The sequence below is a fragment of the Streptomyces sp. NPDC037054 genome (assembly GCF_055606745.1).
In genome coordinates, this window is the sequence record NZ_JBVJSJ010000006.1 from 39,023 (window position 1) to 58,275 (window position 19,253).

Genomic DNA, 19,253 nt, shown 5'->3' on the forward strand with positions numbered 1-19,253 from the left:
TGTGCGGGCGCACCTTGCTGTCGTCTCCGCCGCAATTCGGCGAGCGGCACAACTACCGCTCGAAGTCCTCCCCTTGAGGCGCAACAGTAGCGCGCAGTCAGAGGTTTGTTGCCGTGGTGGTCGAAGCGCTGAGAGGCGCCCTCCGGTCCTGGTTGGTGAGCGGCTGGATACCTGGTCGTGCGCGGTCCGACCCTGCGTCCCTCGCTCGCGTGCCTACCCGGCTTTTCACACGCCCGCCTCCACCAGGAAGGTGCTGGGCTTGCCCGACCACGACACATACAGGCCGTCGCGGGCCCTGGTGCACGCGACGAAAAGGAGGCAGCGTTCGGCCATGACGTCGGCCTCGTGCTGGAGGCGGTCGACGTCGGACGGGGTGATGGCCGGCGGGTAGGGGAGGGAGCCGTCGGCGACGCCGATGACGGCGACGCAGCGGTATTCGAGGCCCTTGAAGGAGTGCATCGTGCCGACGTTGACGGTCTTGGTGTCGGTCTCGGCGTTGCCCTTGAGGCGGCTGACGGGGATGCCGACCGCCTTCAGCGCGTCGACGGCGCGGTCGCAGGTCTTGTTGAACCGGGCGCTGATCCCGATGTCGCCCGGTGCGACCCCGCTGTCCAGCCAGTCCCGCACGCGGCCCACCAGAGCTTCCAGCTCCGCCTCCTCGCTGTCCGCGCCGTGCAGGTCGGGCCCGTCGCCGTGCAGAGCGGAGCGGTAGCCGAGCAGTGTCTCGTTGCGGGAGTCGTCCGCGAGTTCCTCGAAGGGACGGCCGATCAGCAGGGCCGTGGCCCAGCTGAGGATCTCGTGCGTGGAGCGGTAGTTCTTGCGCATCTTGGTGGCACGGCCGGCGACCCGGATGCCCACGGACTTCAGCGACACCCGCGAGTCGTAGATCCGCTGGTGCGGGTCACCGGCGATGAACAGGTCGTCCGGCCGCTCGGGTACGGCGGCCCGCAGCAGCCGCCACTGCGCGGGGTGCAGGTCCTGCGCCTCGTCGACCACGACGTGCCGGTACCGCGGCCCCTCCGCCGTCAGCCGGTCGGCGGCCTCGACGCACGTGCCGAGGTAGGTGCGCAGCCCGTCCGCCGCGAGTCGCTCGGTGAACTCCTCGACGGCCTGCCACACCTGGGGCCGCTTCGACACCGGCAGCGCGCTGCCCCGCCCGTGCCGCTCGCACGCCGCGTACTCCTCGAACGTCCGCAGATCCTGCGCCAGGAACACGTGCTTGTACTCCTGCGCCAGGAACTGCCCGCCACCCGTGAACCCCGCCGTCTGCGCCGCGGCTTCCCACCGCGCCTGCTCCTCGGAGCCGCGCAGCGGCCGTCGTGACGTCGACACCACGCGGCCGGCGAAGGCGTCCACGGTCATGATGTCTACCCGGTCCCGCAGCGCCTCGTCCTCCACCAGCGCGGCGAGCCCCGAACGCAGCGCGGCCACAAGGGCGTTGGTGTACGTCGTGAGCAGGATCCGCTCACCATCACGCAGGTGGCGCAGCAGGTGCCGTACGCGGTGCAGCGCGACGACCGTCTTGCCGGTGCCCGGACCGCCGGACACCTGGGCCGGCCCCGAGTACGACGGCCGGTACGCCACCTTGTGCTGCGACGGGTGCAGGAAGGTCCGCCAGGCCGCGAACGGCTTGTCGAGGATGTCCCGCAGCTCCTCCGCGTCCGTGACGACCGCGAACCGGGTTCGGGTGTGCTGGATGGCCGTTGCGTAGTCGGTGGTGTCGACGGGCTCGGTGCTGTGCGCGTTCGCGAGGTTCACCGCGACGACGTCACGCCACACCGCCTCGACACCGAACCCGGCGGCGAGATACTCCAGCACCTCCCGCTGGTCCTGCGGGAAGTACGGCGCGAACACCTCCAGTTGCTCCAGGTTCGTCAGCACTCGCGCCTGGCGCAGCGTCGTCTCGTCGATGCCGAGCGCCTTCATGTCGCCGTCGGAGACGCGCGCGAACAGCCGTTCCTCGGGCGCCGGAGCGATCTGCTCGTACGCCGGGGTCAGCTCCTCCAGCGTCTGGATGTCGCGGATCTCGACGGCCCGCGTCACGGAGTTGATGGTCGCCTTCTGCTTGACCGCCCACTCGGTCGCCTCGTCGTGCGGCCCGACCCGCAGCAGCACGAACGTGTCCCCGGTCTCCGGCGCCAGGACGACGCCGCGCACGCCCTGGTCGATCCGGATGGTCCGGATCTGCTTGTCCTTCGCCCCCTTCAGCGACTCCAGCTTCAGCCCCGGATCCTTGAAGAGCTGATCCAGCGTGAGCGTCTCGAACTTGCGCCAGGCGTCGAACACGCCCTTTTTGACAGGCTTTTGCAGCTTGTCGAGCTGCGCGCAGAACGCGATGTCGAAGGCGAGGTGGGGCATGCACGGATTTTAGGGAACGATCTGCCTCGCCGATCAGCCGTCGGACGACGACTCGTCGAGATCCAGACGGATCACGGCCAGCGTCTGGGCCACCTCGGCGGTCAGCTCGTCGTCCGGCCCGAACACCACACACAGGTCGTCGTACAGCGGACCGAGCACCGCCAGCGCCTCCGCGGGCCGCTGCTGCGCGAGCAGCAACATGCCGATGTCGCGCCGCAGTTCCACCGCGTCCTCGCTGACGTCCCCGCCGACGACCCGCACCGCCTCCAGCACGCTCCGCAGCCCCGCCAGCGCATCCGTGACCTGTCCCAACTCGCCACGGCAGCGCGCCGCCTGCGCCCGGCAGCCCAGCGCATCCTCGCTGGTCGGCCCCAAGGTGCGGGCGTACGCGTCCGCCAGCGCCTCGAACTCGGGAAGCGCCGCGCGGTGGTCGCCGGCGAGCTGCCGGCTCACGGCCCGCCGCCTGCGCAGCCGCAGCACCGCCTTGTTGTCGGCGCCCAGGGCCCGGGCCAGCGGCTCCACGAGTTCGCCGACGACCTCGGCGGCCTGCGCGTACCGCTCCTCCTCCATCAGCGCGAGATAGTGCTCGTTCACCTCCCGCAGCTGCGCCCGCAGCACCTCCCGTTCACCGGCCCCGACGACGGGCGCGGCCTCGGCGGGCACCGCGGGTTCCCCGCTCGGCACGGCACGCACTCCACCCCCGGAGCGGGCCCGCGGCGCGAACGGGCGCCGGAACACCCCGGTCGGATCGGGAGCGCCGGTGGGACCGGCCTCGCCCGGAGCGACCTGCTCGCCCGGCGCGGGAAGATGCGGCGCGAGCCGGTCGTAGACCTCCTGCACGTCCACCGGCCGGGCCTCGGGTGCCTTCCGCAGCAGGTGCAGCACCAGCTCCTCCAGCGCCGACGGCACCTCCGCCCGCAAACTGCGTAGCGGCGTGGGGGCCGCGTTGATGTGCTGGTTCATCAGCTGGAACTCGCTGTCCCCGCTGAACAGAGGCCTCCCACAGAGCAGTTCGTGCAGTACGCAGCCAAGGGCATACAGGTCGGTGCGCGGCGTCACGCGTCCGCCGCGCACCTGTTCCGGCGCCATGTACTGGTACGTCCCGATCGGCGTACCGGTCGCCGTCAGCTTCGTGACGTCGGTCCGCAGGATCGCCGCTACCCCGAAGTCCAGGACTTTCACGGTGCCGTCCCGGGCGACCAGGATGTTGCTCGGCTTCAGGTCACGGTGCACGACCGGCACGTCGTGCGCGTACGACAGCACCGTGGCGACCTGCGCCGCCACGGCCACTGCCCAGCTGACCGGGAGCGGACGGTCGGGGTGCACGTAGGCGGTGAGCGGTATACCGTCGACCAGCTCCATCACCAGATACAGATGGTCGAACGACTGGTCCAGCACCGCGTCGAACACCTGCGGCACGCCGGGGTGCTGGATACGGGCCGTGATCCGCGCCTCGCGCTTGAACCGCTTGGCGAACTCCTCCGCCATCGCCGGTGTCGGCACGGCCTGCGGCAGGATCCGCTTCACGGCCACGGGCCGGTCCAGCACGGCGTCGTAGCCGCGCCACACGTCCCCCATGCCGCCCTGGCCGAGCTGTTCGAGCAGTTCGTAGCGCCCCGCGATCGGTCTGTCCGGCACCTTTCCCCCGTCGAGCAGCGGCCGTCGTCAGGGGATCAGTTTTCCGGCTGAACCAAGGCGCCGTCCAGCCGATCAGTGGGGCGTGCCGGGCTCCTCGTCGGGTTTCGGCCGGGTGACCGTGTACTCCGCCCACACCGTCTTGCCGGGGGCATCCGCGCGCGGCGTCCAGCCCCAGCGGTCGGCCAGGGCCTCGACGAGCATCAGGCCCCGGCCTCCGACACGGTACGGCGCCGAGGGCTCGGCCGGGCTGGGCGCCTGCTGCCGCACGGGGAGGCGTTCGCCGCGGGTGTCGGTCACCTCGATACGGACGGTCGTCGTGCCGTCGTCGACGAGTGCGGGCGGCGTGACCGTCACCCGGAAGTAGAAGTCCCGGCCGGGGACGTGTCCGTGCCGTACGGCGTTGGCGCACAACTCGGCGGCGATGAGCGTCAGGACGTCGTGCGCGTCACTGCTGTGCGGGACGCCCCACGCGTGCAGGCGTTCGCCGCACAGGCGCCGGGCGAGGCGGGCGCCGCGCGCGGTCGACGTGAACCGCATCGCGAAGTCACGCACCGGTACGGGTAGTTCTGTGCTGTTCATGCACTCACAGTGGCGTCTCGTGGCGTAGCGTGACCAGAGGTGACGCGCTGACGCGAGGCGTTCGTACGTGGTGCGTGTCGCCCTTGTACGAGGAGGTACGGCGGGGTGAGGGAGCGGTGCCCGTGAGGGACGTCGACGAGGTGCATGAGCGGAGGCAGGAGGACGAGCCGAGTTCGGGGGTGGTGCTGGCGTTCGGGCGGCAACTGAAGCTGTTGCGGACGCGGGCGGGGCTGGACCGGACGGAGTTCGGTAGGCGGGTCGGGTACTCGGCGGAGTCTGTGGCTTCGTTCGAGCAGGGCCGGCGTATTCCGCAGCCGCGGTTCATCGAACGCGCCGACGAGGTGCTGTCTGCGGGTGGTGTCCTCATGGCGCTGAAGGAGGAAGTGTCGCGGGCCCAGTACCCGGCGTTCTTCCGGGACATGGCGCGGCTGGAGGCCGAGGCGGTCACACTCCACGTTTACGGCGCGCTCGCCATTCCCGGACTGCTCCAGACCGAGGACTACGCGCGGGCTGTGTTCAGGATGCGACGTCCGCTGCTGGACGAGGAGACTGTCGAACAGAGGGTGGGAGCCCGCATGGCCCGGCAGGAGATCTTCTCCCGCAAGCCGCTGCCCACGGTGAGCTTCGTCATCGAGGAGCCCGTGCTGCGGCGGCCCATCGGCGGGCTCTCGGTACTGCGTGGACAGTTGGAGCAAATTCTGTTGCACGGCAGGCGGCGCAACGTGGAAATCCAGGTCATGCCCAACGAGGTCGCGGAACATTGCGGGTTGGCCGGACCGTTCACCTTGATCGAGAACGGTGACGGACGGAGGATGGCGTACGTGGAAGTCCAGCGGACCAGTCGCCTCTACACCGAGCGCGTGGAGGTGCGGGACGCCGAGGAGCAGTACGGCATCCTGAGGGCGCAGGCTCTGACTCCGCGAGAATCGCTGGCCTTTGTCGAGGGACTCCTGGGAGAGACATGACTCATCGCGCGAACGAGCCGTTCCCCGAGCCGGCTTGGTTCAAGAGCAGCTACAGCAGTGGAGAAGGCGGCGAGTGCGTCGAGGTGGCCGAGGCCACGGGTGCCGTACTCGTCCGCGACTCCAAGCGCCCGGGCGACGCCATACTCACCGTCGGCCCGGACGCCTGGGCCGACTTCGTGCGGCTCGCGGCCGGCCACTGATCGTCCGATCCTTCGGGGCCCGACGGAAACGCCGGGCCCCGAAGCGTGTCAGAAGTCGTCCAGCCCTTCCTCCGCCCGGATCATCCGCCATGCCGCGCGCCGCGCACTGCGGTCGAGGTTGGACTTGAAGTCGCGGTCGGGACCGAAGTACCGCTTGCCGAGCGTGTCGATGGTCGTGACGTGGTCCATCATGTTCTCTTCGAACTTCTTGTCGAAGACGATGGCGAAGTTGTCCTCGTCGTTGACGACGGCGGCCGCTCGGACCTTCGGGTCGTCCTTGGTGGCGTTGAAGGGGGCGAGGACGTCCTCCTCGGTGAACTCCGTGCCGAACTTGGCGTTGAACCGGTCGATCAGTTCGGACAGCAGGGACTTCTCCGCCTCCTTCGCGCCGCCGACGCCGTCACCGAAGCCCTTGAGCTCGGCCGACCCTTCCGGGCTGAGGGACACGTCGTGCTCGCCGGTCTTCTCGACGCGGAGGTGACTGAGGTCGACCTCCCCTATGTCGACGCCGCCGTCGGCGCGCCGCGGAAGGCGGTTGAGCAGGTAGCGACCGTACAGGTACAGCCGTTCCAACTCGGGGTCGTGGTAGGGGACGATCTGCGCGAGGAAGCCGTACTTGCGGACGTAGTCGTTGAGGTGGGAGCGGAACTCCTCCGCGGCCTCGACGTCGTCCTCCTCCTCGCTGTCCAGCAGCGTGGTGAAGCGCGCCACGGCGGGGGAGAGCAGCCGGTACAACTCGGCGTGCAGCTTCTCCCACTTGGCCTGGGAGCCGCCCGCTTTCTCCTTCGCCTCGAAGTACGCGGCGGCGAACTCGTCCATGTCCTGCTCGGAGACGATCGGCGCGGACATCACGCGACTCTGGGCCGTGTAGAGCAGGTTGGGGTCGGACGGGAGGGTGTTCGCCTCCTCGAAGTACGGGCGGAAGGCGTCCTTTATGTCCTCGGCGTCGTTGACGAAGTCGAGGACGGCGAGGTCGGCCTGCGTCTTGCGCTCAGCGGTGCGGTTGAGGCGCGAGAGCGTCTGGACGGCGGCGATGCCGGTGAGCGTCTTGTTCACGTACATCGTCGTCAACAGCGGCTGGTCGAAGCCGGTCTGGTACTTCTCGGCGACGACGAGGATCCGGTACTCCTGCTGCTGGGCACGGCCGCCTGCCTTGACGGCCTTGTCGTCGGCGCGGGTGTAGGCGAAAGCCTTCGGCAGCGCGCTCTCGGGGAGTCCGCCGTTCTCCTTGCTCTCGGTGGTCTCCTCGTCGTCGATGGTGAGGGAACCGGAGAAGGCGACGAGGACACCGAGGTCCGGGTACTTGGTGTCGTAGTCGCGGTCCTTGATGTAACTCCGGATCGCCCGCGCCATCTCGGCGGCAGACTGTCGGGAGGCTGTCACCACCATTGCCTTGGCCCGCCCGCCGAGCCGGCCGCGGGTGTGGGCGACGAAGTGCTCCACGATCACCTGGGCGTGCTGGGACACGGTGGACTCGTGCGTGAGCGCGAACCGAGCGAGCAGACTGTTGGCCTTGGAGGGGTCGACCTCCTTCTCGTCCGGGTTCTGGTTCACCAGCTTCCAGTACGTGTTGTACGTGACGTAGTTGCGCAGCGGGTCGAGGATGAAGCCCTCCTCGATGGCCTGCCGCATGGAGTACGTGTGGAAGGGGCGGTAGACGGGCTTGCCGTTCTCGATGCTCTCGGTGCCGAAGAGTTCGAGGGTCTTCGCCTTCGGGGTGGCGGTGAAGGCGAAGTAGGAGAGATTGCCGGCGCGGGACCGTTCGACGGCCTTGGCCTTCAGCTTCTCGTCCACGGTGACGGCGGTCGCGCCGGCGTCGTCGGAGTCCGAGTCCAGGCCGAGGTCTCGCAGGGCGGACTTCACGGCGGTCGCGGCGTCGCCGGACTGGGACGAGTGCGCTTCGTCGACGACGATCGCGAACCGGGTGCCCTTGATCTCGGTCGGGTTGCGCTTGATGTAGTCGAGGAGTGCCGGGAACGAGTGCAGGGTGACAGTGACGATCTTGCCGGTGTCGCGGGAGAGGGCGCGGGCGAGCTGTTCGCTCTTGGCGCCGTGCTTCTCGTCGACCTTCACGACCAGGCCGTCCGTCTGCGAGAAACTGCCGACAGTCTCCCGGAGCTGGGCGTCCAGGTTGCGGCGGTCAGTGATGACGATGACCTTGTCGAAGACGGGAGCGCCCGGAGTTATCCGGCCCCCTGCGACGGCCTCGGGGTCCAGGACTCGCGGGTCGCGGTCGGCGTGGAGGTCGCTGAGGCGGTGGGCGAGCCAGCCGATGGTGTTCGACTTTCCGGAGCCGGCGGAGGCCATGATCAGGTAGTTCTGGCCCGCGCCGTGCACTGCCGCGTGCGCGGTGAGCTTCTTGACGACGTCCCACTGGTGGTAGCGGGGGAAGATCGTCGACTTGGTGGTGCCGCCGCCGGGGGTCTTGTGCTTCTGCTGGTGCGCGAAGCGCTGGAGGAGGTCGAGCCAGTTCTCGCGCTCCAAGACCTGTTCCCAGAGGTAGGAGGTGGCGTAGGTCCCGTAGACCGTGGGCGCGGGGTTGCCTGCGCCGCCGGGCCGGCCGGGGCCATTGGAGCCGGTGTTGAAGGGGAGGAACTGGGTGCTCTTGCCGCGGAGTTGTGTGGTGACGAAGACGAGGTCCGGGTCCACGGCGAAGTTGGCGATGACTCGCCGGGTGAAGATCAGTTCTGTTGGGTCGCGGTCCGTGCGGTACTGCTCCTTGGCGTGCTCGACGCCCTGTCCTGTGAGCGGGTTCTTGAGCTCGGCCGTGGCGACCGGGATGCCGTTCAGGAACAGGGTCAGGTCGAGCTTGTGTCCCCAGTCGGCCTGCTTGGTGGCGTAGGGGAGTTCCCGGACGACGGTCAGGCGGTTGGCTCGGTAGCCGTCGAGGACGGTGTCGTCGGCGACGAGGTTTGGCTTGAAGTAGGCCACGCGGAGGCGGACTCCGCGGTCCTTGACACCGTTGCGGAGGACGTTGAGGAGCCCGTCTTCGGCGATGGCCCGGTCGAGGCGCTGGGCGAACCCGCGCTGAGCCTCGTTGGGGTCACCGCCGTAGACGGTGAGGAGGTCGTGCCATTCGTCGGCCTGGGTCTCGCCGATGAAGGTGAACAACTCGTTGGTGTCGAGGCCGAGGTCGGCCCGGTAGTCCTCGGGCCGCGCCTCTCGCCAACCTCGCTCGCGGAGGGCGGCGACTATGGCGGTGCCGAACGACTTCTCGTCGTGCACGGGACTCATGCGCTGACTCCGTCCGTCACGTTGCGCCCGCTGGCGGTGCTTACGTCGAACTGGCCGGTTACGGCGGCGGTGATGAGGGCTTGGCGGCGTTCAGCTAGCAAAGTGAGCTGCCTTCGTACGAGGTCACGGAGATGCTCGGTCGATGCTGTGCCAGCGCGTAGCTCTGCGACCAGGTCGTCCTGCTGCCGAGGCGTCGCTCGCGGGATGGGCCATGCCTTAATGTCTTCGCCTCGAAGTTTCACCATGGATTGGGAGGAACCCCGGGCGACTGCCTCAATTTGCGAGCGAATTCGGCGTCCGAGGGCAGCTGCGGCGATGAACTCGGCCCGAACATTCTCCAGCAGTCCCACTCGGTAGATCAGATCCGGGAGCAGTAGTCGCTCACAATGCTCGTTGGCTACCGCCACGTCCCCGACAAGCCGTGGAGTGTTGGCGCGAGTGACTAGGAGATCGCCGGGGCGAACCTCCAGGCCTCGTGGCGCCGGAACGTCGTCAGGTAGGCGCTTGTTCTCGGCGGGATCAAACTTTCCACGTTTGACAGCGCTCAGCTTCAGGACGCCCCATTCCTGTGTGCCTAGCCGAGAAATGGCGTCACATTGAGGGCTCGCGCCTTGCTCAATGCGAGTCGTGAAACGACGCAAGGGAGCAAGGCCGGTAGTAGTGGACAGCTGATCCAGGAGCTGATCGCGCAAAGCGTTGTCGCGTTCATCGAGCAGATCAAGGGAGCGGCGCTGTAGCGAAATAAGCCTATCGATACGGGAGGTCTCGGCTTCGAGGGAGTTGGCGATCCGGCGCTGTGCCTCGATTGGCGGCACCGGGATAGGTACACCAGACAGATCGTCCTTGGTGATATGCACCATTCCGATCATGCCGCTGGTGAGCTCGCGCTCAATCCAATGAGTAGCTGCCTTAAGCGCCCAGTAGAGCCACCGAGGGTCGCATCCGAAAACACCTACTTTGAAGATGTGTTGATTTAGGTAATAGTTACCGGATTTATTCCACCGATAGGGTCCGAACGATGTTCCGGGGTTCCCAGACCAGGAGAATAGCAAATCTCCGAAGTCAACCTGATATTTGCTTGGAAGGTTGAGTTCGGAGAGGTTGAATCGCGGCGATCCGTTGAGGTTTTCGATCCGGATGATCGGCGTACCGGTCTCGCTTCGGGCGCTAGAGGTGAAGACGTAACCGTTGGTCAGGGTAGCTAGGTATTTGAGTGGTACCGCGGTCCACGTGTCGGGCAGAGCCCTTCCGTACGGAATCCTGTTCTCCGTCATTCCGTCACCTCTCCCAACAGCCCTTGAATCTCCGCCTCAAGCGCCTTCAGCTCCGCGTCAATTTCCGCCAACGGCCTCGGCGGCTCGTACACGTAGAAGTGCCGCGTGAACGGGATCTCGTACCCAACCTTCGTCTTGCTGTGGTCGATCCACGCGTCCGGCACGAACGGGTGGACCTCCCTCTTCAGGTACTCCTCGACGTCCTCACCCAGCGGCACGTTCTCGTAGTCCCGCAGCTCCGCGTCCGGCTCCGGCTCGCCCTTGACCCGCTGGACCTCGCCCTCCGGGTCCCGCACGCCGATCGTCTCGCGTACCGCCTTCGCGAACGGTGCCCCCGCCGGCCACATCAGCCCGGCCTCGACCACGGCGTCCTTGAGCGCGACGAACGCCTCCGACTTCGTCCCCCACGACGAGCCCAGCAGCGTACGTACCGCCGCCACGAACTCCTCCGACTGCTCCAGCTTCTGCACCGGCTTCGCCGCAGCCAGCGCCGCCAGCGTCTCCTCCGTCACCTTGAACCGCAGCTTCAGCGGACGCTCGACGGTGATCCGCTGGTAGCCGAAGGCCTTGTTGGGGAAAATCTTCACCTTGCCGTGCAGCGGGTGCTCCGCGTTCTCCGCGGCCTGGAGCGCCTCCCCGTACAGACGCGTGATCGTCGCGATGTGCTCCTGGCCCAGCTCCTTGCGCTTGTCGCCCAGCGACTTCCGCATCTTCTGCCACTGGTCGCGTGCGTCCAGCAGGACGACCTTGCCCTTGTGGGCCCTGTCCTTCCGGTTCGTGAGGATCCAGAAGTACGTCGAGATACCGGTGTTGTAGAAGAGCTGGTCCGGCAGGGCGACGATGCCCTCCAGCCAGTCGTTCTCCAGGATCCAGCGCCGGATCTCGGACTCGCCCGAGCCCGCCGCGCCCGTGAACAACGGCGAGCCGTTGAAGACGATCGCGACGCGGGAGCCGCCCTCGCCGTTCACATCGACCGGCTTCATCTTCGAGATCATGTGCTGGAGGAACAGCAGCGAACCGTCGTTGATGCGCGGCAGCCCCGCACCGAACCTGCCGGCCTCGCCGAGCGCCTTGAACTCGTGCTCGACCTCGTCCTTGACCTTCTTCCACTCCACGCCGAACGGCGGGTTGGCCAGCAGGTAGTCGAACTTTTGCCGCGCGTGACCGTCGTCGGAGAAGGAGTTGCCGAAGGCGATGTTCTCCGGGTTCTGGCCCTTGATCATCAGGTCGGCCCGGCAGATCGCCCACGACTCGGGGTTGAGCTCCTGCCCGTACACCTCGACGGTGGCGTCCCGGTTCAGCGACTTGATGTGCTCCTCGGCCGCCGACAGCATGCCGCCCGTACCGCACGCCGGGTCCATGACCGTGCGCACCACACCCGGCAGGGTCAGCGCGTCGCCGTCCGGCGCGATGAGGAGGTTCACCATGAGCTTGATGACCTCACGCGGGGTGAAGTGCTCACCGGCCGTCTCGTTGGACTGCTCCGCGAAACGGCGGATCAACTCCTCGAAGATGTAACCCATGTTGTGGTTGGGCACGGCGTCGGGGTGCAGGTCGAGATCCGTGAACCGGCCGATGACCTCGTAGAGCAGGCCGGTGCCTTCGAGTCGCTTGACCTGCTGCCCGAAATCGAAGCGCTCCAGCACACTGCGCGCGTTGTCCGAGAACTGCCCGATGTACACCTGAAGGTTCTTCGCCGCGTTCTGCGGGTCCGCGGCGATCTTCTTCAGGGTCAGGCCGGACCTGTTGTAGAACGAGTGGCCCGAGGCCCGCCGCAGGAAGAGGTCGGGATCGATTCCGCTCTCCTCGTACTGCTTGGCCAGCTCCGCGACCTTCGCGCGCGTCGGCTCCAGGACGCACTCCAGGCGGCGCAGCACCGTGAACGGCAGGATGACCTTGCCGTAGTCGGATTGCTTGTAGTCGCCGCGCAGGAGGTTAGCGACTGACCACGCGTTGTTCGCCAACTCCGTGTGCTTACTGCTGTTCAAAGGGATTCCCCGAGTTCCTTCCGTACCGTCCCGCCGCCGTGCCGCATCGAACGCGGACCGACGAGGAGACAAGTGTGGTCGATGTGTGAAGGCCGGACGCCCCGAAGGGGCAAATTCCGCCTATGAAGATGTGTGACGTCTTGTTGACCTGGCCGCGCCGGCCGTCGGCAGCAGTTGCCCTCCCGTGAGGCCGCTCGCCAGCAGCCGCGCCGTCTCCTCAGCCAGCCGCCCCGCCCGCTGCGCTTCCACGCGCAGCTCGTGCACCCGCCGGAACGCCTCCCCGTACCGCCGTTGCTCCTCCAGCGGCAGCAGTGGGACCCTCAGTCGCCCCGGGCTGATGTGCAGCACCGAGCTGCCCGTGGACGCGCCCGCGATGTTGTCCGCCGCACCGAGGAAGCCGGCCAGGAACCACGGGTCCAGACGGGCCGGGTCTGGACGGAACAGGTGGACGTGCAGGCCGAGCAGCGCGCCGGACTCCTCCTCGCCGGCGACCCGTGCCATCGCGCCGCCGTCGCTCGCGACCGACCGCACCAGGACGTCCCCGGCGGTGATGACGATCGGCGCCTCGCTGCGCAGTTCCCCCGGGTCGCCGGTCGGGCCGGTGCCGCGGGCGATGTCGGAGCCCGTGAGTACCGGGCGGGCGTCTGTCGGTGTCGTGCCGCCGTCGGCTCCCGTGCGTTTCGGGGTTTCGGGGACCGTCCGCAGGAGTGTCAGCGCGCCGCCCCTCGCCAGGTCCGAGGCCGTTGCCGTGCGCCACTCCCGGGCCGCCGGTGCTGCCGGGGTCCACTCGGCGTTCTGGCCCGCCCGGTCCAGGGACTTCGCCGCGGTCACCAGCTTGCGGCGGGCCTCCTCGACCTCCGCCGACAGCTCGTCCGGGTCTACGTCGGCCCGAGAGGCACGGACATGCCGGGTCGGGGTGAGGTCGACGACGTCGTCCAGGAGGTCGACGACCGTCACCGCGCGCGAGATACCCGGCTCGCCCTCGAAGCCGTCCGGGTCCGCGGCGAATGCCGTCCACTCGGCGACCGCCCGCTCACTCAGCGCCGGCCAGGCCGGTGATGCCGAGCGCCCCGCGCCTCTCGTACGGGACGGTGTTGTACCTGTCGGCACCTCCGGGCCATGTGCGGCGCCCGTGTCCGTCGTGTCCACGAACAGCACCGACTTGCGTTCCGCGCCGCCCGGCTCGGGGCGTTGCAGCACCCAGAGGTGCAGGCCGATGTGGAGCGGTGTCGCCGCGCCCGGCGGCAGCGCCAGCACCGCGCGCAGGGCGCCGCTACGGACCAGTTCCGCGCGGACCCGGCGGCCCGAGGCGCGCGTCGCCGTCGCCGGGGGCAACAGCAGGACCGCGTGGCCGCCCGGCTCCAGGTGGGCCAACGCGTGCTGCACCCAGGCGAGTTCAGACTCGGCGCGGGCCGGGACGCCGTACGCCCAGCGCGGGTCGTAGGCCAGTTCGTCGTGGCCCCAGTCGCGGTCGCCGTAGGGCGGGTTGCACAGCACCGCGTCGGCGAGGAGGTCGGGGAAGGCGTCGGCGCGGAGGCTGTCACCGGTGCGGACCGCGACCGCCTTGGCCCCGTGCGCGGTCAGTGTGAGGCTCACCGCGCTGCGCCGCGCCTGCACGGGGACGGCGTCCTGGCCGTACAGCGCGCTCGCGCCGCGCCGAGCGGCCGCCGCCAGCAGGCTGCCGCTGCCGCACGCCGGGTCGAGGACACGCGCGGGGGAGCCGGGGAGCAGACGGGCCATGAGATCGGCGAGCGGTTCCGGGGTGCGGTACGTGCCGGACGCCGCGCTGTCCTCCAGCTCCCGTTCCGCCAGGACCGCCAGCGCCGCCTCGCCGCCCTCGTCGCGTACGCAGTGCAGCAGCGCGCGCAGCACCGGACCGTCGTCGGGAGTGAAGCGCCCGGTGCCTGCCGGGGGGACGACATCGGCGACGGTGGCGACCGCGGTGGTGGCGCTCTGCGCGAGCTCCGCGTCCGGGAGGTGGGTGAGCGCCGTGAGGTCGTCCGGGGTGCGGCGGGCCGCCGCGAGGACGAAGGCGAGCAGGTCGGAGGCGCCGGACGCACCAGACGCACTGGACGCGCCGGATGTGCCGGTCTGTGCGCGCAATCGCAGCACCGTGCGCAGCTCCTCGGCAGGGTTGGCTGCCGCTGCCTGTCCGCGCGCCGCGAGCCAGGCGCGGACCTCCTCCAGGTCGTACAAGGGGCTGCTGTCCGTGCCGCCCGACGGCGCCGGGAAGTCGTCGTGCCGACGGCGCCAATTGCTGACGGTGGCGCGGGTGACTCCCGCGATGCGGGAGATCTCGGCGGCGGTCACCTGGGCGGACGGCTGGGGCATCACGGGATCCTGAGCCTCTCAGTAGCGAACGGTTAACAACCTACAGCACCCGTCAAATCCGTCAAGGCGTTTGACGATGCTTTCAGTGCCATGCTTATCTGGAGATGCTTCCGACGGTGAACGTCCACCGGTGGGAGCGCTCCTTAGTCGTGCCCGTCCCGCGTCCGCCCTGTCGCACCGGGACTGCGGGGGTGCCGACGTGATCACCACTGGGAGGGGACCCATGCGGCTCACCATGCCGACCGCTGTCGTCGAAGGAATCCAGCTCACCGTCATGCCGTTCCGTGACGACGCGGTCATCGGGACCATGTCGGTGCCCGCGCTCGTCCAGCTCGTGCCGTCGCCGCGGACGCAGGAGGACCCGAAGCGACTCACGGCCGCCGGCGGGCTCGTCCGGCGCCATGCCGAACTGCGCGCCACCGTCCAGCGGACCCTGAAGTCGCAGAAGGGCAAGAACGTCCGGCCGTACGCCGAGTACATCGCCGACGGCCTCAAGGGCGACCTCGGTGCCGGCTGGTCCACGCCACCGGTCACCCTTTGGCACGCCGGCGAACTCGCCGGACTCGGAGACGAGCTGCTCCCCGGCACCGGACTGCGCACGCTCACCGTCGCGCCCGGCGCCATGGTCGTCGCCATCGACGGCGAGACCCAGACCACCGCCTGGCACGACCTCTACGACGACCCGGAGGACTACGGCCTGACCCACGCCGAACTCGCCCGTGTCCGCGTCCCGTTCGAGCTGTACGTCGACCTCGCGCCCGCCGACGCCCGGCAGATCTTCTACGACCGCAACGTCCAGGGCGTCGCCGTCGCCAAGAACCTCGCCATGTCGATGGACCAGCGCGACTTCGGCACCCGGCTCGCCCACCGGCTCGCTGACTCCGTCAAGGTCGAACTCGACGACAAGCGCGTGCCGTTCGCGAAGCTCGTCAACGCCAGCAAGCGGCAGGTGTCCCGGAGCGACCGCGAGGTCGTCACGCTCTCCGCGCTGCGCGCCCTCGTCGTCACCGCCATCTACGGGCGCCAGGGCCTCGCCCGCTCCGCCGAGACCGTCCACGAGGACGAACTGCCCGACGGCGCGCGGCCCGACGAGGTCGAGACCGTCGTCGTCCAGCTCCTGTCCCGCGTCGTCACCGACCACTTCCCGCACTTCGCGAGCCGCAGCGCGCTCACCGCGCCGGCCGTCCTCGCGGGCGTCGGCATCGCCGTCCACCACGCCACGCCCTGGAGCGACCGCGCGCTCGACGCCGAGGCGCTGAGCCGGCTGCTCGCCGACATCCGCTGGGAGCGCGAGGCGGCGTACTGGGGCGGCATCGCGGCCAAGGCCGGCGCCTCCGGCCGCCTCAACTTCAGTGGCGGCGTGAAGGACTCCGGCGGCCGGGTCGCCGACGCGATCCTCTACCCGGCGACCGAGACCGGGCGTCGCATCCGAGGTCTGCGGGGCTGACAGGCCCGCAGGCCGGAAGCTCTCGCCGACTGCTCACCCGTGACTTTCGACAATCAGCCACCAGACGCAGGAGCCCTATCATGACCACTCCCCACCCCGAGCCTCAGAACGGCCCGCAGCCCCAGGCCACCACGTGGGGCACCCCACCGCCCCCGCTCCGGCCGCAGAGCCGCCGCAAGACCTGGATCGTCTACGGCGCCGTCTCGCTCGTGTCCCTCCTCGTCGGGGCCGGCATCGGCGCCGGCGACGCGAGCGGCTCCGACACCGCCGACACCAAGAGCGGACCGGCGCCCACCGTCACCGTCACGCAGACCACCGAGGAGGAGAGCGACCCCGCGCCCACGGTCACCGAGACGGTGCGCGAGACCGTCACCGCCAAGCCGAAGAAGACCGCGAAGCCCGGCCCCGCCACCAGCTTCTCCGGCGAGGGCGAGTACCTCGTCGGTGAGGACATCAAGGCGGGCACCTACAAGACGTCCGGCCCTGAGGGCGAGTTCGGCTGCTACTGGGAGCGGGCCAAGGACGCCAGCGGCGAGTTCGGTTCCATCATCGCCAACAACAACCTCCAGGGGCCGGGCCGCGTGACCCTTAACTCCGGCGAATACTTCAAGACGAACCGGTGCGAGGAGTGGAAGCGAGTGGAGTGAGCCGGGCGCGACCCACGCACTTCGAGGGCGCAACGGCGCAGGTAGGTGGGCGGGCGTTGCGCGGGGGAGCGCGACAGGGGCGCTCAGTGTTCCGAGCGCCCCCGTTCGTGATCGTGAATGTGACAAAAGCATGGTCGGGTGGATCGATACGCGCATAGCCTGCGCAAGGGGCCGCAGGTGAGAGAGAACGACGTGCGGCGCGCTGGAGGCAGCATGGGTGGGGACGCAAGGAATTCGCGGGCCGGGGGAACGGCCGGGGGCGGGGGTGCCGGGGCTGGAGGAACGCAACCGCCGCAGGTCGCCGCCGAGGTGGGGGACCCGTACGGCGAGCAGCCCCTGCTCACATCCGCGATGGTGCGGGACGGCACGCGGCCTTCGGTAGAGGAACTGGTCGGCGTGCGGAAGTACTTGGAGGCCGTCGTCGCTCTGCGCCGCGCGCCCGTGCACGTCGCCGTCGCCTTCAACGCCCTCTACTTCGGGTACGACCTTGGTGGCGAGGGGTACGGGCGTAGCCCGCTGAACCCGGACGACTTTCCCGAAGTCACGCTCGGCGAGCGTATCGACGCGCTGCCCGTGGGCGCGATGGTGCGCATAGCCACGGGCTCCGACCCCGTCTTCGCCGAGATCGTCTACAAAGAGGGGGCCCACCCCGCCATCGGGGAACTGGGCGAGGTGCCCGGCTGGGTGTCGGGGGCGCCGGCGGGCGCCGATGGCCCGGGGCGGCCCTGTTCGGACGACGCCCCACCGCGCCGTGAACTTCTCGTGCCGGACCCGCACGCCTTCGGGCCGGGACTGAGCCTGACACCCGTGCAGTTGCAGCGGCTGCGTAGCCACCAGCGCTGGATCAACGAGGACGGGCACGTGGTCGTCGAGGCCCGCCACGCCTCGCACGAGGCGGCCCGTCGTGGCGACACAGAGGCCTACGCCGACCATCTGCTGACCACCGCGCGGCCGCAGTTGCTGAGCCCTCTTGTGCCCGTCTCCCTGCCCGCGCTCGTGGGCGGGACGGACGACGAGACCCTGCGCACCGGGCTTCTCCGAGTCCTCGACACCGTGCGTCAGGTGCTCGCCACCAGCGACCGGCTGCGCATGTGGGGGCCGTACGCCGTGACCCGCGAGTCCCTCGCGGCCCGCTGGCGCGACACCGGTCCGCTCGGCGGCGACGACATGCGGAGTCTCGCGGCGGCCGTGGAACGGGCCGCCGTGCCGCCGAAGCGCCGGCACGGGGTGGCCTCCGCCGTCACCGTGTACACGGCTGTCGGGCCCCGGCTGCGGGCCTTCCCCGGTGCAGCGGAACTGCTCCGGGGCATGGACTACGCGGCCGCCGTGTGCCGCGCCAACCTGACCCTGGCGGACGTCGTCCAGCGCGACAGCGAACAGGGGCTGTTCGCCAACGGCACCCGGGTGACCCTCGACGACGCCTTCGAGAGCGGAGGCGTCTGGCGCTCGCACCACCCGGGAGACCTGGAGGACCCGGTAGAACCGCTGGTGCCCGCGGGTCGGGGCTGGGCCGCGACCCTGGCACCAGCACACTCACCCGAGCCCGAGCCCGAGCCCGAGCCGGAGCCCGAGCCGGAGCCCGAGCCGGAGCTGCAGCCGCAGGACGGGACCCTGAAGGACGACGAGGACCTTGGGCCGGCCGAGCTGTTGCGCAGCGGCGGCGAGGTCGTCTGGCGCCAGCCCTTGCGCCTGGCCCACCTCATCGACGGCCGTCTGCCCCTGCATTCGCTCGTCAGTGACGAACTCCGCGACGTGCACGGGCGACAGGCCGTACTGAAACTGGAACTCACCCATCCCGGGGGCCTGTTGGAAAAAGACGAGGCGGTCCAGGAGGTCGTCGCGGAACTCGCCGACGGCACGGGCCGGGTGGCGGGAATCGTCTGGCCCGCGGACTTCTTCCCCGGCCTGCTGCTCGAGGCGCGCTGGGCGCGGGGCAGTCGGACGATCAGCGTCAGCACGGTGCGGCTCGACCACCGGGCACGGATCGGGGACCGTACGACGGACCACTGCTACGACCCGCTGGTCCTCACACGCGAGGACGTTCCGGGCAGCGACCGCAACGGCGACTCGGCCGCGGGTCTCACGCCCCGGCAACTCGTCCTGCGGGTGGTACGGCGCTGCGGACTCCTCACGCTCGACGGGCACGCGCTGCTCGACAGGGCGGGCCTGCCCGTCGCCGTGTACGGACAGTGGCCGGCGCGCTCCCAGGCCACGGCGCTCGACGCTGCGGCGGACGAACTCCTCGCCGAGGGACGGCTCGAACCAGCCGTCGGCAGTCGTGACGTTATGGGCCGGCCGCACTACCCAGCCCGGCCGGGGGAACGTCGTATCCCGCTCATCGCCTACCGGCCGGCCACGATCCGTGAGATCCGTCCCTGGGGCGGAACAGGCCCGGCCATGGAGCCGATGCGTCTGCAGTACGTCCCCGGCCACCTGCGTCGACTGCTTCCCGGCCGGTCGCCGAGCGACGCCCAGCGCGCCGCCTTCCGCGAGCACTGCCGCCGGCTCGGCAAGGCGGACAGCTGGGAACTCCCCGACGGCTACACGTTCGTCACCGAGCACACGCGCGGCACCTGAGCCGTAGCGGCAGGT

General features: G+C 69.5%; 12 protein-coding genes. 5 read left to right on the plus strand and 7 right to left on the minus strand.

What is annotated here, in order from left to right:
• Positions 1-225: 225 nt before the first annotated feature.
• The 3 genes from ACZ7D7_RS15955 to ACZ7D7_RS15965 form a co-directional block, all read right to left on the minus strand.
• Complete coding sequence (locus tag ACZ7D7_RS15955; protein WP_470824885.1) at positions 226-2,358, minus strand: UvrD-helicase domain-containing protein; 2,133 nt, start codon at positions 2,356-2,358, stop codon at positions 226-228.
• Between the two features lie 33 nt (positions 2,359-2,391).
• On the minus strand, positions 2,392-3,936 hold the full coding sequence (locus tag ACZ7D7_RS15960; RefSeq protein ID WP_470825331.1) for a serine/threonine-protein kinase: 1,545 nt from the start codon (positions 3,934-3,936) through the stop codon (positions 2,392-2,394).
• A gap of 132 nt (positions 3,937-4,068) precedes the next feature.
• Positions 4,069-4,575: an ATP-binding protein gene (locus tag ACZ7D7_RS15965; RefSeq protein WP_470824886.1), complete on the minus strand. Its 507-nt coding sequence runs from the start codon at positions 4,573-4,575 to the stop codon at positions 4,069-4,071.
• A 140-nt stretch (positions 4,576-4,715) separates the two neighbouring features.
• Between ACZ7D7_RS15965 and ACZ7D7_RS15970 the strand changes: the two genes are divergently transcribed.
• Entirely contained in the window at positions 4,716-5,540 is an 825-nt protein-coding gene (locus ACZ7D7_RS15970; RefSeq protein ID WP_470825332.1) for a helix-turn-helix domain-containing protein, read from the plus strand.
• Positions 5,537-5,740, plus strand: a complete 204-nt coding sequence (locus ACZ7D7_RS15975; protein WP_470824887.1) for a DUF397 domain-containing protein — start codon at positions 5,537-5,539, stop codon at positions 5,738-5,740. The genes ACZ7D7_RS15970 and ACZ7D7_RS15975 overlap by 4 nt, the downstream gene beginning before the upstream one ends.
• 48 nt (positions 5,741-5,788) lie before the next feature.
• On the opposite strand, the gene ACZ7D7_RS15980 is transcribed toward ACZ7D7_RS15975, so the two are convergent.
• The 4 genes from ACZ7D7_RS15980 to ACZ7D7_RS15995 all read right to left on the minus strand — a co-directional run bounded on the left by ACZ7D7_RS15980 (position 5,789) and on the right by ACZ7D7_RS15995 (position 14,567).
• On the minus strand, positions 5,789-8,974 hold the full coding sequence (locus tag ACZ7D7_RS15980; RefSeq protein WP_470824888.1) for a type I restriction endonuclease subunit R: 3,186 nt from the start codon (positions 8,972-8,974) through the stop codon (positions 5,789-5,791).
• Complete coding sequence (locus ACZ7D7_RS15985) at positions 8,971-10,248, minus strand: restriction endonuclease subunit S (RefSeq protein WP_470824890.1); 1,278 nt, start codon at positions 10,246-10,248, stop codon at positions 8,971-8,973. Before ACZ7D7_RS15985 ends, ACZ7D7_RS15980 begins: the two co-directional genes overlap by 4 nt.
• Positions 10,245-12,236, minus strand: a complete 1,992-nt coding sequence (locus ACZ7D7_RS15990) for a type I restriction-modification system subunit M (protein WP_470824891.1) — start codon at positions 12,234-12,236, stop codon at positions 10,245-10,247. Before ACZ7D7_RS15990 ends, ACZ7D7_RS15985 begins: the two co-directional genes overlap by 4 nt.
• Positions 12,237-12,356: 120 nt before the next feature.
• Positions 12,357-14,567, minus strand: coding sequence for an N-6 DNA methylase (locus ACZ7D7_RS15995; RefSeq protein ID WP_470824893.1), 2,211 nt, complete (start codon positions 14,565-14,567; stop codon positions 12,357-12,359).
• Between the two features lie 223 nt (positions 14,568-14,790).
• Between ACZ7D7_RS15995 and ACZ7D7_RS16000 the strand changes: the two genes are divergently transcribed.
• The 3 genes from ACZ7D7_RS16000 to ACZ7D7_RS16010 all read left to right on the plus strand — a co-directional run bounded on the left by ACZ7D7_RS16000 (position 14,791) and on the right by ACZ7D7_RS16010 (position 19,238).
• The gene (locus ACZ7D7_RS16000; RefSeq protein ID WP_470824894.1) at positions 14,791-16,014 is read left to right on the plus strand and encodes a DNA sulfur modification protein DndB; all 1,224 of its coding nucleotides are present in this window, start codon (positions 14,791-14,793) and stop codon (positions 16,012-16,014) included.
• A gap of 80 nt (positions 16,015-16,094) precedes the next feature.
• The gene (locus tag ACZ7D7_RS16005; RefSeq protein ID WP_470824895.1) at positions 16,095-16,661 is read left to right on the plus strand and encodes a hypothetical protein; all 567 of its coding nucleotides are present in this window, start codon (positions 16,095-16,097) and stop codon (positions 16,659-16,661) included.
• A gap of 309 nt (positions 16,662-16,970) precedes the next feature.
• A complete protein-coding gene (locus ACZ7D7_RS16010) occupies positions 16,971-19,238 on the plus strand; it encodes a hypothetical protein (protein ID WP_470824896.1) in 2,268 nt (755 codons plus the stop codon).
• Positions 19,239-19,253: the final 15 nt, after the last annotated feature.

Coding starts and splice junctions, on each gene's coding strand:
- ACZ7D7_RS16000 (WP_470824894.1), top strand. CDS start 14,791: ATGCGGCTCACCATGCCGACCGCTGTCGTCGAAGGAATCCAGCTCACC.
- ACZ7D7_RS15975 (WP_470824887.1), top strand. CDS start 5,537: ATGACTCATCGCGCGAACGAGCCGTTCCCCGAGCCGGCTTGGTTCAAG.
- ACZ7D7_RS16005 (WP_470824895.1), top strand. CDS start 16,095: ATGACCACTCCCCACCCCGAGCCTCAGAACGGCCCGCAGCCCCAGGCC.
- ACZ7D7_RS15965 (WP_470824886.1), bottom strand. CDS start 4,575: ATGAACAGCACAGAACTACCCGTACCGGTGCGTGACTTCGCGATGCGG.
- ACZ7D7_RS15960 (WP_470825331.1), bottom strand. CDS start 3,936: ATGGGGGACGTGTGGCGCGGCTACGACGCCGTGCTGGACCGGCCCGTG.
- ACZ7D7_RS15985 (WP_470824890.1), bottom strand. CDS start 10,248: ATGACGGAGAACAGGATTCCGTACGGAAGGGCTCTGCCCGACACGTGG.
- ACZ7D7_RS15955 (WP_470824885.1), bottom strand. CDS start 2,358: ATGCCCCACCTCGCCTTCGACATCGCGTTCTGCGCGCAGCTCGACAAG.
- ACZ7D7_RS15980 (WP_470824888.1), bottom strand. CDS start 8,974: ATGAGTCCCGTGCACGACGAGAAGTCGTTCGGCACCGCCATAGTCGCC.
- ACZ7D7_RS15995 (WP_470824893.1), bottom strand. CDS start 14,567: ATGCCCCAGCCGTCCGCCCAGGTGACCGCCGCCGAGATCTCCCGCATC.